This is a genomic window from Serratia sp. GW822-FHT06D09, assembly GCF_058799515.1.
This window is the reverse complement of record NZ_JBXALO010000008.1, coordinates 75,190-90,881: the sequence shown is the minus strand read 5'-3', so window position 1 is coordinate 90,881 and position 15,692 is coordinate 75,190. Positions and strand designations below refer to the sequence as shown.

Here is a 15,692-nt window from a genome sequence, read left to right as displayed (position 1 = left end):
GATGGGGAAGAATAATAGACATGTTGTGGTGATAGATGACCAATAGCTATCTGGCGTTTCCTAAATTTGATCCGGTGATTTTCTCTATCGGCCCGGTCTCTCTGCATTGGTACGGTCTGATGTACCTGGTTGGCTTCGTTTTTGCCATGTGGTTGGCGGTGCGCCGTGCCAACAAACCGGGCAGCGGCTGGACCAAGGATGAAGTAGAGAACCTGCTGTATGCCGGTTTCCTCGGCGTGTTCGTCGGTGGCCGCGTTGGCTATGTGTTGTTCTACAACCTGCCGCTGTTCCTGGATAACCCGCTCTATCTGTTCAAAGTCTGGGATGGCGGTATGTCGTTCCACGGCGGCCTGATGGGGGTTATTCTGGTGATGTTCTGGTTCGCTCGTCGTACCAAACGCACCTTCTTCCAGGTTTCTGATTTTATTGCCCCGCTGATCCCCTTCGGCCTGGGTGCCGGTCGCTTGGGCAACTTTATCAATGGCGAACTCTGGGGCCGTGTTACCACCGATACCCCATGGGCGATGCTGTTCCCAAGTTCACGCGCGGAAGACGTAGCGCTTGCCGCCGCCGATCCGCAACTGCTGCCGATCCTGAATCAATACGGCGTGCTGCCGCGCCACCCGTCCCAGCTGTATGAACTGCTGCTGGAAGGCGTGGTGCTGTTTATCATTCTGAACCTGTTTATTCGCAAACCGCGGCCGATGGGCGCCGTTTCCGGCCTGTTCCTGATTGGTTATGGCGTATTCCGCATTATCGTCGAAGCTTTCCGTCAGCCGGATGCACAGCTCGGCCTGTTCGACGGCGTAATCAGCATGGGGCAGATCCTGTCCGTTCCTATGGTGGTGGCCGGTATTATTATGATGATTTGGGCGTATCGTCGTCGCCCGCAGCAACAACTGTCGTGAGGAACAAATGAAACAGTATCTGGATTTGATGAACAAAGTGCTCGCCGAGGGCACCCCTAAAGCCGACCGTACCGGCACTGGCACGCTGTCGATTTTCGGCCACCAGATGCGTTTCAATTTGCAGGAAGGCTTCCCGTTGGTGACCACCAAAAAATGTCACCTGCGTTCGATCATCCATGAACTGTTGTGGTTCCTGAACGGCGACACCAACGTGGCTTACCTGAAGGAAAACAAGGTCAGCATCTGGGACGAGTGGGCGGACGAGAACGGCGACCTTGGCCCGGTGTACGGTAAACAGTGGCGTGCCTGGGGAGCCGCTGACGGCCGTCAGATCGACCAGTTGACCACGGTGCTGAACCAGCTGAAACAGGATCCGGATTCACGCCGCATCATAGTCTCGGCCTGGAACGTGGGTGAATTGGATCAGATGGCGCTGGCGCCATGCCATGCGTTCTTCCAGTTCTACGTGGCGGACGGCAAATTATCCTGTCAGCTGTACCAGCGCTCGTGCGATGTGTTCCTCGGCCTGCCGTTCAACATTGCCAGCTACGCGCTGTTAGTGCATATGATGGCGCAGCAATGCGATCTGGAAGTGGGTGATTTCGTCTGGACCGGCGGCGATACCCACCTGTACAGCAACCATATGGAACAAACCCAGCTGCAGCTGACCCGTGAACCGCGTGCCTTGCCAACGCTTTTGATCAAACGCAAACCGGCATCGCTGTTCGATTACCGTTTCGAAGATTTTGAAATCGAAGGGTACGATCCGCATCCCCCAATCAAAGCACCGGTTGCTATCTGATTTTCTCCGTATAAGTTATCCCCGAGGGCGCACAGGTTGCGCCCTTATTTTTTTCTGCCGCCCCTCTCTGCGCACTGCATCGTATTTTGTTGTGCTTGTTCACCAGTTGCATAGAAAGCCTGCGCGGTGCGCTTCAAGGCCGAAAAGCTCCCCTTTACCCTGTTGCGCGCCTGATTACACTGGCCGCCATGAACGACGAGATGAAGTTTAACCCCGATGGCCAGCGCGGCATGACGCTGATAGAACTGCTGGTGGTGATTACCCTGGCGGGTCTGCTGACGGGCTGGGGTGTCAGCCACTGGCGTCATTATCAGCAGGCTTTGCGGTTGGAACACACTGCACAACAACTGCTGGCTTTTCTCAACCGGTTGCAGGCTGATGCCAACTGGCACAACCGCATGGCGCTGCTGGGGATTAAACCCGGAACGGCCTGGTGCATCGGTGAAGGTCAAACGCCTGCGAATTGCGCTGCACTCGACGATGACATCTTCAAGCCGCATTACCCTGATGTGCGGCTGACAGGCCATACCCAAAAAGAGATGGGGTTTTATGGCCTGCGCAATAATGCGCAGGCGGGGCATATTGTGCTTAGCAACGGTGCAGGCAGCCTGAGGTTGGTGCTGTCTGCCAAGGGGCGACTGCGACTGTGCAGCGAAGGGGTGAGCATCAGGGGGGTTGCGCTATGTCAGCCTTAGAACGGGGTTTTACGCTGCCGGAGGTGATGTTGGCGCTGACGTTCGGCAGCCTGATTGCGCTTGCTGCTGCCAAAACCTATCCGGTTTTACGTCAACACAGCGTCGATGTCGGCAGGCACTACCGGCTGGAGTCGGTACTGCGGCAATTGGCCTTCGGCATCGAGAAAGATCTGCGCCGTGCGGGGTTTTGCGCCGGCCAGTGCCGTGGGCAACCAATACTGCTTAGCCACCTTCCCGGAGAAGCGGCGGGCAGTTGCGTGATTATCGCCTATGACATCAGTCGTAACGGCCATTGGGAGGCTTTCGGCGCCGATGCCGACTATTTCGGTTATCGCCTGCGCCAGGGGATGTTGGAAGGGCAGCGGGGTATTAATCATTGTCGGGGCGGTGGCTGGGAACGCCTGATCGATAACGACGAAGTGCGTATCGAAGCCTTCAGCGTAAAGACCAACCTGGGTGAAAACGGAAAAACCTGGGCTACGCTGGTGCTAAGTGGCCGTTCGAAAGCGGATAGCAGTATACGGCGCAGCCTGGTCTGGGCGGTCAATATGGCTTCTCTGCCATGAACATTAGTGCCGAACGAGGCGGCAGTACCCTGGCGGCCGTGATGATGCTGTTGGTTATGGGGCTGATGCTGTTGAATGCCCAGCATCGCCAACTGGACAGCGCTTTACTGCTGGCTGCCGACGAGAAGCGCTATTTACGGGCTTACAATCAGGCCGCTTCCGCGCTCAGTTGGGGTGTGGCCCAGACTTGGCCTCGCGGGCAATTGAGCGTCAGTGGCTGGTGGTGCCGGCAAGCCGACGCGCTACGCGCCTGCGCAAAATTATCCTCCCAGGCGGGTATTGTCCTGGTGCGTGGTGAAGCACCGATGAATGGCGCAGAGCCTTTGCGGTTATATCAACGGAGCAAACCTGAGGGCGCAACCGGAGAGATTGCGCTCAGAGCAGAAACCGGCGGGTGGCTGGATTTTTGCCCTGAAAAAAAGCAGGCGGACTGTGAGGATTAACCCAACTGATGCATCTGACGCAACCTTATGGCGCCAGCGGGGCTTCAGCTTGCCGGAGGTCTTGATTGCCGCGTTGCTGTTCGCGGTGTCGCTACTGGGGTTGTTACAGTATCATCAGGTGCTGTTGCAGTCGTTCCAGCGTCAATGGCAGTATCGACAGGCGTGGTCGTTGGCGCACCAGCATCTGGAAGTGTTCGCCGCTAGCGGTCGCCTGGATGCCGGGCTGCCGCCACTGGCCCCCGGCTGGCGGCGTGAGACCAGCTTGAGCAGCCCACAGCCTGCCTGTCAGCGGTTAGTGGTAAGAATACAAACGCCCCAACAGCAGTGGGCGGAACTCAGTCGTTGGTACTGCATGCGCCAGTGAGCTGGCACATATTTTGTTTTAAGGGAGCGCCCAATGTTTAAGGTTTATCACTCCAATCAGTTGGACGTGTTAAAAACGCTGACCAGCATTTTGATAGCCAGAGAGCCCTTGGCCGATCCTTTCCAACAGGAAGTGGTGCTGGTGCAGAGCCCCGGTATGGCGCAGTGGCTGCAGATGCAGCTGGCGGAGCAGTTCGGCATCGCCGCCAACATTGCTTTCCCCCTGCCGGCTACCTTCATCTGGGACATGTTTACCCGGGTGTTACCGGGTATCCCGAAAGAGAGTGCCTTCAGCAAAGACGCCATGACCTGGAAGCTGATGTGGCTGCTGCCCGATTTACTCACCCAGCCTGAATTTGCGCCACTGCAGCATTACCTCACCGACGACGGCGACAAACGTAAAATTCACCAGTTGGCCGGTCGGGTGGCAGACCTGTTTGACCAATACCTGGTGTATCGCCCGCAATGGCTGGAAAGCTGGCAGAAGGGCGAACGCGTTGACGGACTGGCGGAAGCGCAGCAATGGCAGGCCCCGCTGTGGGCGCGCCTGGTAGAGTACACCGCGGAATTGGGGCAGCCGGAATGGCATCGCGCCAACCTGTATCGCCGTTTTATCAACGAGCTGGAAAAGGCACAGCAGCCCCCGGCGGGATTGCCGCCACGGGTCTTTATCTGCGGCATTTCGGCATTGCCGCCGGTCTATCTGGAGGCCCTCCAGGCGCTGGGCAGGCACATTGACGTTCACCTGATGTTCACTAACCCTTGCCGCTACTACTGGGGAGATATTCAGAGTCAATCATTTCTGGCGAAATTGCAGAGCCGCAAACGACGCCATTATCAGGATCAAACCGAATATGCGTTATTCAAAGATCCTGAAAATGCCGCCGCGCTGTTTAATGAAGCCGGTGAGCAAGACCTGCCGAACCCACTGCTGGCCTCATGGGGCAAGTTGGGACGCGACCACCACTTTTTGCTTTCGCAGATCGAATCTGCGCAGGAAGTTTTCGCATTTGTCGATATCCCTGCGGACAATCTGTTGCATGGCATTCAGTACGATATGCTGGAGCTGAAGAACAGTGCGGTTATCGGCACCACGCCGGAAACGCTGGAAAGCAGCGCCACCAAACGACGACTGGATCCTGCCGATCGCTCCATCAGCCTGCACGCTTGCCACAGCCCGCAGCGTGAAGTTGAGGTGCTGCACGATCAGTTATTGAGCATGTTGGCGGATGACCCTGAGCTGACGCCGCGCGACATTATTGTGATGGTGGCGGACATCGACAATTACACGCCTTATATCCAGGCGGTATTTGGCAATGCCTCCCCGGAACGCTACCTGCCGTTTGCCATTTCTGACCGCAAAGCCAGCCAGGCCCACCCGGCGCTGCAGGCTTTTATCTCGCTGTTGGATCTGCCGCAGAGCCGCTTTACCTCAGAGCAGGTGCTGGCACTGCTGGAGGTTCCCGCACTGGCGGCGCGATTCTCCATCCGGGAAGAGGGCCTGCGTCTGTTGCGCCATTGGGTGGGGGAATCCGGCGTACGCTGGGGCCTGGATGACGACAACGTGCGCGAACTGGATTTGCCCGCCACCGGACAGCACACCTGGCAATTTGGCATTACGCGTATGCTGTTGGGTTACGCCATGGACAGCAATGCCGGTGACTGGCAGGGAGTCTTGCCCTACGACGAATCGAGCGGATTGGTCGCCGAGCTGGCTGGGCAGCTAGCTGAACTGCTGGCGGCGTTGAGCCGCTGGCGGCAACGGCTGGGGCAACTGCGTACGCTGCAGGAATGGCAGCCGCTGTGCCGCCAACTGCTGGAGACCTTCTTTGAGCAGGACGGTGAAACCGAAGTGGTGCTGGCGCTGATTGAGCAGCAGTGGAACAAGCTGTTCGAGTTCGGGTTGGCGGCCCGTTATCCCGATGAGGTGCCACTGTCCATCCTGCGTGATGAACTGGCGTCACGCCTCGATCAGGAGCGGATCAGCCAGCGTTTCCTGGCCGGGCAAATCAATTTCTGCACCCTGATGCCGATGCGCTCCATCCCGTTCAACGTGGTTTGCCTGCTGGGCATGAACGACGGCGTTTACCCACGGACGCTGCCGCCGTTAGGCTTTGATCTGATGGCACAGCAGGTCAAGCGTGGCGATCGTAGCCGCCGTGATGATGACCGCTATCTATTCCTGGAGGCGATACTGTCGGCGCAGCAACGGCTGTATATCAGCTTTATTGGCCGTTCCATTCAGGATAACAGCGAACGTTACCCTTCGGTGTTGGTGACCGAGCTGCTGGAATACCTTGAACAGAGCTACTGCCTGCCGGGGGATGAGGCGTTGGACGCCGATGGCAGCGCAAAACGCGTGGGTGAGCACTTGCTTAACTGGCACTCGCGCATGCCGTTTGCCGCCGAGAATTTCCTGCCCGGTACCGAAGATCAGAGCTACGCCGCGGAATGGCTGCCGGCCGCCGACGGAAAAGGAGCTGCACATCCGGCGTTTAATCAACCTCTGCTGCCGGAAGCACAAACCCAGATTTTGCTGGATGACTTGCTGCGATTCTATCGCCACCCTATCCGTGCCTTCTTCCAACTCCGTCTGGGGGTCAGCTTCATTCTGGAAGAAACCGAACTGCCGGATGAAGAGCCCTTTACCCTGGATAATCTCAGCCGTTATCAGTTCAACAGCCAACTGTTGAATACCCTGATTGACGGTGAGGACGCCACGCGCCTGTTTCAGCGAGTTCGTGCCGCCGGCGGATTACCCTTTGGCCCATTCGGTGAAATTTATTGGCAGAAGCAGCAGGAAGAGATAGCTGAATTGGCTGAGCAGGTGCGGGCAGAGCGTAGCGAAGGGCACAGTCTTGAACTGGATATCGACATTGCCGGCGTGCGCATTAGCGGCTGGTTGCATCAGGTTCAGGAAGACGGGCTGTTACGTTGGCGGCCATCCACCCTGTCGGCCGTCGATGGGATATTGCTGTGGCTGGAGCATCTGGTGTACTGCTGCGCCGGTGGCACAGGGGAAAGCCGAATTTACGGTCGCAAAGGGGCAGCCTGGCGTTTTGCCGCCCTGAGCACAGAGGATGCCCATGAGCAACTGGCCGAATTGGTGGCCGGTTATCAGCGCGGTCTGTGTCAGCCGTTGCTACTGCTGAACAAAAGCGGCTGGGCTTGGCTAAGCCAATGTTACCAGCAGGAAACGCAGCAGATTGACTGGGATGAAGAGGTGCAAATCAAGGCTCGAGCCAAGCTGCTGCAGACCTGGCAGGGCGATCAGCGCATTCCGGGAGAAGGGGAAGACCCTTATGTGCAGCGGGTATTCCGGCAGTTGGATAATCCTTATTTAGCGCAAATTCTGGCCGAAACAGAACGTTACCTGCTGCCGGTTGCGCGACATAACCTTGGGTAACAATCCCCCTGTGGTACTGATTGCCGGGAGGTGGTAAAAATAATTAGGGTTATATTCAACTATCGGGGTCAGCTCCGGTCTTACATAACGTACAAGCATATAGATATTATTGTGTTGTGTTGTTTTGATGTACGCCGTCAACGTCAGGGATTTGGCGCGACGGCGTCAGAATAGGGGTTTATTTTGGATATGCGCAGACAGTTGGCCCGCATCACCGGGTTAGTATTATTGGTTATGTTTTGGGCACCGTTGAGCTGGGCCGCACAGGGATGGCAACCGCTGGCGGAGAAGATCAACAAAAGCGATCACGATCCGCGTCAGTATCAGGCGATCAAACTGACGAACGGCATGACCGTGCTGCTGGTGTCCGATGCTCAGGCACCAAAATCGCTGGCGGCGCTGGCGCTGCCGGTGGGCTCGCTGGAGGATCCGAACAGCCAGCTTGGGCTGGCGCACTACCTGGAGCACATGGTGCTGATGGGATCCAAGCGCTATCCGCAGCCGGAAAACCTGTCCGAGTTTCTGAAGAAACACGGTGGCAGCCATAACGCCAGCACCGCCTCTTACCGCACCGCATTCTATCTGGAAGTGGAAAACGATGCGCTGGCCCCGGCGGTAGACCGCATGGCGGATGCCATTGCCGAGCCGATATTGGATCCAGGCAATGCCGATCGCGAACGTAATGCAGTGAATGCCGAACTGACGATGGCACGTTCGCGTGACGGTATGCGCATGGCGCAGGTCGGGGCGGAAACGCTAAACCCGGCTCACCCGAGTGCGCGCTTTTCCGGCGGTAACCTCGATACCCTGAAAGACAAGCCCGGCAGCAAGCTGCACGACGAACTGACCGCATTCTATCAACGCTATTATTCCGCCAATCTGATGATGGGGGTGTTGTACAGCAACCAACCCTTGCCGGCATTGGCTGAACTGGCGGCCAAAACCTTTGGCCGCGTACCTAACCATGATGCCAGCGTACCGCCGATAACCGTCCCGGCCGTCACGCCTGAGCAACAGGGGATCATTATTCACTATGTGCCGGCTCAGCCGCGCAAGCAGTTGAAGGTCGAGTTCCGCATCGACAACAACAGCGCTGAGTTCCGCAGTAAAACTGATACCTATATCGCTTACCTGATTGGCAACCGCAGCCAAAACACGCTGTCGGACTGGCTGCAGAAGCAAGGGTTGGCGGATGCAATCAATGCCGGGGCCGATCCTATGGTCGATCGCAACGGCGGGGTGTTTTCTATCAGCGTTTCGCTGACCGATAAAGGCCTGGCCAAACGTGACGAGGTGGTTGCCGCAATTTTCAATTACCTGAAGATGTTACGCAGCGAAGGCATCAAGCAAAGCTATTTTGATGAGATCTCCCACGTACTGAACCTGGATTTCCGTTATCCCTCCATCACCCGTGATATGGACTATATCGAATGGCTGGTGGATACCATGCTGCGCGTGCCGGTCGAACATACGCTGGATGCGCCTTACCTGGCCGACCGCTACGACGCCAAAGCGATAGCCGAGCGTCTGGACGCCATGACGCCGCAAAACGCACGCATCTGGTTTGTCAGCCCGAATGAACCACACAACAAAACGGCCTACTTCGTTAATGCGCCTTATCAGGTCGATAAGATTACGCCGCAGCGCTTCGAGCAGTGGCAGCAACTGGGCAAGGGGATCAACCTGTCGTTACCGGCCTTGAACCCGTATATTCCTGATGATTTCAGCCTGACCAAGCCTTCGCACGAGTTCAAAAAACCGGAGATGGTGGTCGACCAACCGGGCCTGCGGGTGTTGTATATGCCGAGCCGCTACTTCGCCGACGAGCCTAAAGCCGACGTTACAGTGGCATTCCGCAATGCAAAAACCATGGACTCGGCGCGCAACCAGGTGCTGTTCTCGTTGACCGACTATCTGGCGGGAATTTCGCTGGATCAACTGAGCTATCAGGCCTCGGTTGGCGGCTTGAGTTTCTCTACTTCACCGAACAACGGTCTGCAATTCAACGCCAACGGCTTCACTCAGCGTCTGCCGCAGTTGCTGACGTCGTTGATTGAGGGGTACTCCAGCTTCACGCCGACGGAAGACCAACTGGCGCAGGCCAAATCCTGGTATTTGGAGCAACTGGATTCTGCCGAAAAGGGCAAAGCCTTCGAACTGGCGATTCAGCCGGTGCAGATGGTTTCCCGCGTGCCGTACTCCGAACGCAGCGAGCGCCGTGAGGTGTTGAAAACCCTGACGCTGAAAGACGTGCTGGCCTACCGCGACAGTCTGCTGGCCGATGCGACACCGGAGTTGCTGGTGGTGGGCAATATGAGCAAGCAACAGGTGGATACGCTGGCCTCCACGTTGAAACACCGTCTGGGGTGTACCGGTATTGAATGGTGGCACGGCGAAGACGTTGAAGTGGCTAAAAAACAGCTGGCCAACCTGCAGCGTGCCGGCAGCAGCACCGACTCGGCGCTGGCAGCGGTCTATGTGCCGACCGGCTATGACGAAGTGACCGGCATGGCCTACAGCTCGCTGTTGGGCCAGATTATTCAGCCGTGGTTCTACAGCCAGTTGCGTACCCAAGAGCAATTGGGCTATGCGGTATTTGCTTTCCCGATGTCCGTGGGGCGGCAGTGGGGGATTGGTTTCCTGTTGCAAAGCAACAGCAAGCAGCCGGCATATCTGTACCAGCGCTATCAGGATTTCTACCCGAAAACCGAAAAACGCCTGCGTGAGATGAAACCGGCCGACTTTGAACAGTATAAGCAGGCGATGATCAACGAGTTGAAACAGCGCCCGCAAACCCTGAGTGAAGAGGCTGGCCGTTTTGCCAATGACTTCGATCGCGGCAATTTTGCGTTTGATACCCGCCATAAGCTGATTGAACAGATCAAGCAACTGACGCCGGTCAAATTGGCGGACTATTTCCATCAGGCGGTGATCCAGCCGCAGGGTCTGGCGGTATTGTCGCAGGTGAGCGGCAGCGGCCAGGAGAAGGCGGATTATGCCGTGCAGCCGGAGTGGGTGACTTATCCTAATGCGTCCGCACTGCAGCAAACTATGCCGCGTAAGGTCGCTACACCATGACAGAGACTACCCCGCAGCGGCTTGATCCGCTAACGTTGCCGCTGTTTGGCGAACGGCTGATAGAAGCCTCGGCGGGGACCGGCAAGACCTTTACCATCGGGGCGCTGTATCTGCGCCTGCTGCTTGGCCTGGGCCAGGCGGCGGCTTTTCCCCGGCCGCTGACGGTAGAGGAGATCCTGGTGGTGACCTTTACCGAGGCCGCCACCGAGGAGTTGCGTGGGCGTATTCGCAGCAATATCCATGGGTTGCGTATTGCCTGCGTCCGTGGCCGCAGCAAGGATCCGTTATTTACCTCGCTGATGGCGGAGATTAAAGATCTGCCCGACGCCGCTGCGCAGCTGTTGGCGGCCGAGCGGCAGATGGACGAAGCGGCAATATACACCATCCACGGTTTCTGTCAGCGTATGCTGACCCACAACGCCTTCGAGTCCGGCATTCTGTTTGAGCAGACTCTGGTGCAGGATGAGTTGCCGCTGCGTCGCCAGGCCTGTGCGGATTTTTGGCGTCGCCATTGTTACCCGTTGCCGCTGGGCGTGGCCCGGGCGGTAAGTCAGGAATGGAGCGGCCCGGAAGCCCTGCTGGCCGATCTCTCCGGTTATTTGCATGGCGAAGCGCCGCTGTTACGACGACCGCCGAAAGATGACGAAACGGTGCTGATGCGCCATGAGCAAATCGTGGCGCGCATTGACGCCATTAAAGCGCAGTGGGTGTCGGCCGCGGGCGATCTGGAAGTCTTAATCAGCCAGTCCGGCGTGGACAAGCGCAGCTACAGCACCAAACATCTGCCCAACTGGCTGCATAAGGTGGGCGAATGGACGGTGCTGGAAACGCAGGACTATCAGCTGCCGAAAGAGCTGGAGAAATTCCGCCAGTCGGTGCTGTTGGATAAAACCAAAAAAGGCGAGCCGCCACGTCATCCGCTGTTTGTGGCTATCGACGAACTTTTTGATGAACCGCTGACGCTGCGAGATTTGATCATGGCGCGGGCATTGAGCGAGATTCGCCTTTCTATTCAGCAAGAAAAGCGTCAACGAGCCGAGTTGGGCTTTGACGATTTGCTCAGCCGTTTGGATAGCGCACTGCACAGTGAAGGCGGCGATCGGTTAGCGCAGGCGATCCGTCAGCGTTATCCGGTGGCGATGATCGATGAATTCCAGGATACCGATCCGCAGCAATACCGTATCTTCCAAAAGCTTTACGTTGGCCGCCCCGAATGCGGCCTGCTGCTGATAGGCGACCCGAAACAGGCGATTTATGCCTTCCGCGGTGCCGACATCTTTACCTATATGCGAGCCCGCTCGGAGGTAAGCGCCCACTATACGCTTGAGACCAACTGGCGCTCGTCACCGGCAATGGTCGGCAGCGTTAACCATCTGTTTGCTCAGGTGGAAAAACCCTTCCTGTTCAGCCAAATTCCCTTTATTGACGTGGCCGCCGCCGCAAAAAACCGGGGCTTGGCTTTTGAACTGCAAAACCAACCGCAACCGGCAATGCAATTCTGGCTGCAGCAGGGAGAAGGTGTTGGCGTTAGTGAGTACCAACAATTGATGGCGCGCCTGTGTGCCACACAAATCCGTGACTGGCTCAGCGCCGGGCAACAGCAGCAGGCTTGGCTGGTGGATGGCGATAAACGCCGGGCGGTGCAGGCTTCAGACATTACCGTGCTGGTGCGTAGCCGTAACGAGGCGGCGTTAGTTCGCGATGCACTCAGTGCGCTGGCCATTCCTTCGGTTTATTTGTCCAACCGCGATAGCGTGTTTGATACGCCAGAGGCCAAGGATTTGCTGTGGTTGCTGCAGGCCGTGCTGGCACCGGAGCAGGAGCGAACCTTGCGCAGCGCTATGGCGACCGGGCTGATGGGATTGGACGCATTGGTGCTGGACAGTTTGAATCAGGATGAGCGCGCCTGGGATAGGCTGGTCGACGAGTTTGACGGCTATCGCTCCCTCTGGCTGCGTCGGGGAGTATTGCCGATGTTGCGCGAGGTGATGAAGCAGCGCCATCTGGCAGAAAACCTGTTGGCCACGCAGGGTGGCGAGCGTCGATTGACCGACGTGATGCATTTGGGGGAACTGTTGCAGGAAGCCTCAGCCCAGCTCGACAGCGAGCATGCGCTGGTACGTTGGCTGGCACAGCAGATTGCCCAACCCAATCGTCAGTCTGACAACCAACAACTACGTCTGGAAAGCGATCGCCATCTGGTGCAGGTGATCACCATCCATAAATCCAAAGGGCTGGAGTTTGATCTGGTGTGGCTGCCGTTCGTCGGTAATTTCCGCCAACAGCAGCAGGTGCTGTATCACGATCGCCAGAGCTTCCAGGCTTTGCTCGACCTCAACGCCGATGAAGAAAGTATCGAATGGGCGGAGGAGGAGCGACTGGCGGAGGATTTACGCCTGTTGTACGTGGCGTTGACCCGTTCGGTGTATCACTGCAGCATCGGTATTGCGCCGCTGATCCAAGGCACCCGCAAGAAGCAGGGGGATACCGATTTACACCGCAGCGCGCTGGGCTATCTGGTGCAAGCCGGCCAGGCCGGCGATGCGGCCTATCTGCAGCAATGCCTGCAACAGCTTGTCAGGGAGGGCGTTGCGCTGTCGCTGGTCGACACGCTGGATGAACAGCCCTGGTTGCCGCAAACGCCGGAATTGAGCGAACTGGCCGCCAAAGGTTTTTCACGTCAGGTGCAGGATTTTTGGCGAGTGACCAGCTATACCGGCTTGCAACAGCACGGCGTAAGCCTGATGCAGGATTTATTGCCGCGGCTGGATGTTGATGCCGCAGGCGAGCAAGCTCAGGACAGTGAGCCAGCGCTCACACCGCACACTTTTCCACGCGGTGCTACGCCAGGGACTTTCTTGCACAGCCTGTTTGAAACGCTCGATTTTACCCAACCGCTCGATGAACAGTGGCTGCTGGAGCAACTGCAACAACAAGGCTTTGCCGAACATTGGCAACCGATACTGCTGGCGTGGATGCAGGTGTTGCTCAACACTCCGCTCAATGATACCGGTGTCGTGCTGTCGGCATTGGCGCCGCAGCAAAAGCAGGCGGAACTGCAGTTTTATCTGCCTATCGACAGGCTGTTGCAGGCCCGTGAGCTCGATGCCCTGGTGAAAAACTACGATCCGCTTTCTGCTCGCTGCCCGGCACTGGATTTCCAACAGGTGCAGGGAATGTTGAAAGGGTTTATTGACCTGGTGTTCTGCTGGCAGGGGAAGTACTACCTGCTGGATTACAAATCCAACTGGTTGGGCGAGGACAGCAGTGCCTATACCCGGCCGGCGATGGAGCAGGCTATGGCAGAACACCGTTACGATCTGCAGTATCAGTTATATACCCTGGCGCTGCACCGTTATCTGCGCCATCGGCTGGTGGACTACGACTATCAACGACACTTCGGCGGGGTGATTTATTTGTTCCTGCGCGGGGTGGATGCGCAGCATCCAGGCAACGGCATCTTCGCCTGTCGGCCAGAGCAAGCGTTAGTCGAAGGTATGGACAGGTTGTTCAGCGGCGAGGCCATTACGGCAGAGGATGAGCCATGATAGCTTTACTGGAACAGGCGCAGGCACTCGGCGTGCTGCGCCCGCTGGATTTACAGTTTGCCCGCGTGGTGGCCACAGCGGACCAGCCGGATATTTTATTGGCTGCCGCTTGCCTCAGCGCCGAGGCGGGTGCCGGCCATGTTTGCCTGATGCTGGAACAGTTGTTGCCGGAGAATCTTTTTGACGGACGTCAGCCAGAGCTGGCGCAGGCTGTGTGGTTGGCGGCCGGGCAGCCCGATCTGACCGACTGGCAGCAGCGCCTGTCCGCCAGTGCGGCGGTTGGCGATGGCAGCACGGCGATGCCGATGGTGTTGCAACAGCAGCGTTTGTATCTGCAGCGCATGTGGCAGAACGAAGGTGAGGTTGCCGATTTTATCAGCGGTGACAGCCTCCATCAGGCGGTTGAAGAAGCCGAGCTACGCACCATTCTCGATCAATTATTTGGCGAAGCGACCGACGAACCGGACTGGCAGAAAATTGCCGCCGCGGTGGCCGCCACGCGGCGCATTGCCGTCATTTCCGGCGGACCGGGCACCGGTAAAACGACCACCGTGGCCAAGCTGTTGGCCGCGTTGGTGCAGCTTGCCGAAGGCCGACGTTTGCGCATTCAGTTGGCGGCACCCACCGGTAAAGCGGCGGCGCGCCTGACCGAATCCTTAGGCAGCGCCGGCAGGCAACTGGCGCTAACGCCGGAGCAACGTGCGCTGTTCCCAACCGAAGCCTCCACTCTTCACCGTCTGCTAGGCGCTCAGCCCAACAGCCAGCGTATGCGTTATCACCGTGGCAACCCGCTGCATCTGGATGTACTGGTGGTCGATGAAGCCTCGATGGTTGACCTGCCGATGATGGCGCGCCTGATTGCCGCTTTGCCTGCTCAGGCGCGGGTGATTTTCCTGGGCGATCGCGATCAGCTGGCTTCGGTTGAGGCTGGCGCGGTGCTGGGCGATATCTGCCGCTTTGCCGAGCAAGGTTATAGCGTGGCACGGGCAGAACAGCTCTCGCGGCTGACGGGTTGTCTGCTGCAGGGGCAAAGTGCCGAGGCGGAGGCAGCCGTGCGCGACAGCCTGTGCCTGCTGCGCAAGAGCTATCGCTTTGATGCCAACTCGGGCATTGGTCAACTGGCCTTTGCGGTAAATGCCGGGGATGGCAAGAAGGCAGCATGGGCGCTGGGCGGCAATTTCAGTGACGTTACGGGGCACCCGTTGGCGGAAACGCAAGACTATCAGGCACTTTTGGATGCGTGCGTGGCGGGCTATCGTGATTATCTGCAGCAGGTGGCGACAGGTGCTGACGCGGTGACGATACTGGCTGCGTTTGGCCAATTCCAGGTGCTATGCGCGCTACGAGAGGGGCCATTCGGTATTGCCGGGTTGAATGAGCGGATTGAAACGGGACTGCAACGCGCCGGTTTGATCCAGCGTAAGCCAGGAACTGCGGGGCGCTGGTATCCGGGGCGTCCGGTGATGATTGGGCGTAATGACAGCGCGCTGGGGTTGTTCAACGGTGATATCGGTATTGCTTTGCGAGATGAGAGCGGCGAGCTGCGCGTTCATTTCCAACTGCCGGACGGTAGCATTAAGTCGGTGCAGCCGAGCCGTTTACCGGCGCATGAAACCGCCTATGCGATGACGGTGCATAAATCGCAGGGCTCGGAGTTCGATCATACGGTACTGGTACTGCCCAATCATTTCTTGCCGGTGCTGACCCGCGAACTGGTGTATACCGCGATTACCCGGGCGAGGAAGCAGCTTTCGCTGTATGCCACCGAAGCCGTTTTACTACGGGCGATCCGCACCCCGACCCAACGCCGCAGTGGGTTGGCAGAGCGGTTACAGATAACGGGTTAAGAGAGAGCTTGGGGCGCAGCATGCTGCGCCCGCCAC

General features: G+C 57.8%; 10 protein-coding genes. All 10 read left to right on the top strand.

Annotated features, from left to right (window positions below; all coding sequences use genetic code 11):
• Positions 1–35: 35 nt before the first annotated feature.
• The 10 genes from lgt (at position 36) to recD (ending at position 15,656) form a co-directional block, all read left to right on the top strand.
• On the top strand, positions 36–908 hold the full coding sequence (lgt, locus tag AC1RKG_RS18715; RefSeq protein WP_020828398.1) for a prolipoprotein diacylglyceryl transferase: 873 nt from the start codon (positions 36–38) through the stop codon (positions 906–908).
• Between the two features lie 7 nt (positions 909–915).
• Complete coding sequence (gene thyA / locus AC1RKG_RS18710; RefSeq protein ID WP_020828397.1) at positions 916–1,710, top strand: thymidylate synthase; 795 nt, start codon at positions 916–918, stop codon at positions 1,708–1,710.
• Positions 1,711–1,898: 188 nt separating this feature from the next.
• A complete protein-coding gene (locus tag AC1RKG_RS18705; protein WP_130016961.1) occupies positions 1,899–2,405 on the top strand; it encodes a prepilin peptidase-dependent protein in 507 nt (168 codons plus the stop codon).
• The gene (locus tag AC1RKG_RS18700; RefSeq protein ID WP_261159467.1) at positions 2,393–2,971 is read left to right on the top strand and encodes a prepilin peptidase-dependent protein; all 579 of its coding nucleotides are present in this window, start codon (positions 2,393–2,395) and stop codon (positions 2,969–2,971) included. Before AC1RKG_RS18705 ends, AC1RKG_RS18700 begins: the two co-directional genes overlap by 13 nt.
• Positions 2,968–3,414 carry a YgdB family protein gene (locus AC1RKG_RS18695; protein ID WP_046372757.1) on the top strand — a complete coding sequence of 149 codons (447 nt, stop codon included), beginning with the start codon at positions 2,968–2,970 and terminating at the stop codon, positions 3,412–3,414. The genes AC1RKG_RS18700 and AC1RKG_RS18695 overlap by 4 nt, the downstream gene beginning before the upstream one ends.
• Complete coding sequence (locus AC1RKG_RS18690) at positions 3,404–3,778, top strand: prepilin-type N-terminal cleavage/methylation domain-containing protein (RefSeq protein WP_122080095.1); 375 nt, start codon at positions 3,404–3,406, stop codon at positions 3,776–3,778. The genes AC1RKG_RS18695 and AC1RKG_RS18690 overlap by 11 nt, the downstream gene beginning before the upstream one ends.
• A gap of 33 nt (positions 3,779–3,811) precedes the next feature.
• Positions 3,812–7,183, top strand: a complete 3,372-nt coding sequence (recC, locus tag AC1RKG_RS18685) for an exodeoxyribonuclease V subunit gamma (RefSeq protein WP_493183568.1) — start codon at positions 3,812–3,814, stop codon at positions 7,181–7,183.
• Between the two features lie 189 nt (positions 7,184–7,372).
• On the top strand, positions 7,373–10,261 hold the full coding sequence (ptrA, locus tag AC1RKG_RS18680; protein ID WP_142816366.1) for a pitrilysin: 2,889 nt from the start codon (positions 7,373–7,375) through the stop codon (positions 10,259–10,261).
• A complete protein-coding gene (gene recB / locus AC1RKG_RS18675) occupies positions 10,258–13,809 on the top strand; it encodes an exodeoxyribonuclease V subunit beta (RefSeq protein ID WP_493183567.1) in 3,552 nt (1,183 codons plus the stop codon). The genes ptrA and recB overlap by 4 nt, the downstream gene beginning before the upstream one ends.
• A complete protein-coding gene (recD, locus tag AC1RKG_RS18670) occupies positions 13,806–15,656 on the top strand; it encodes an exodeoxyribonuclease V subunit alpha (RefSeq protein WP_046372762.1) in 1,851 nt (616 codons plus the stop codon). The genes recB and recD overlap by 4 nt, the downstream gene beginning before the upstream one ends.
• Positions 15,657–15,692 lie beyond the last annotated feature (36 nt).

What these genes read in the sequence shown, in the direction of transcription:
- lgt (WP_020828398.1), top strand. Translation starts at nt 36, where the DNA reads ATGACCAATAGCTATCTGGCGTTTCCTAAATTTGATCCGGTGATTTTC.
- thyA (WP_020828397.1), top strand. Translation starts at nt 916, where the DNA reads ATGAAACAGTATCTGGATTTGATGAACAAAGTGCTCGCCGAGGGCACC.
- AC1RKG_RS18705 (WP_130016961.1), top strand. Translation starts at nt 1,899, where the DNA reads ATGAACGACGAGATGAAGTTTAACCCCGATGGCCAGCGCGGCATGACG.
- AC1RKG_RS18700 (WP_261159467.1), top strand. Translation starts at nt 2,393, where the DNA reads ATGTCAGCCTTAGAACGGGGTTTTACGCTGCCGGAGGTGATGTTGGCG.
- AC1RKG_RS18695 (WP_046372757.1), top strand. Translation starts at nt 2,968, where the DNA reads ATGAACATTAGTGCCGAACGAGGCGGCAGTACCCTGGCGGCCGTGATG.
- recC (WP_493183568.1), top strand. Translation starts at nt 3,812, where the DNA reads ATGTTTAAGGTTTATCACTCCAATCAGTTGGACGTGTTAAAAACGCTG.
- ptrA (WP_142816366.1), top strand. Translation starts at nt 7,373, where the DNA reads ATGCGCAGACAGTTGGCCCGCATCACCGGGTTAGTATTATTGGTTATG.
- recB (WP_493183567.1), top strand. Translation starts at nt 10,258, where the DNA reads ATGACAGAGACTACCCCGCAGCGGCTTGATCCGCTAACGTTGCCGCTG.
- recD (WP_046372762.1), top strand. Translation starts at nt 13,806, where the DNA reads ATGATAGCTTTACTGGAACAGGCGCAGGCACTCGGCGTGCTGCGCCCG.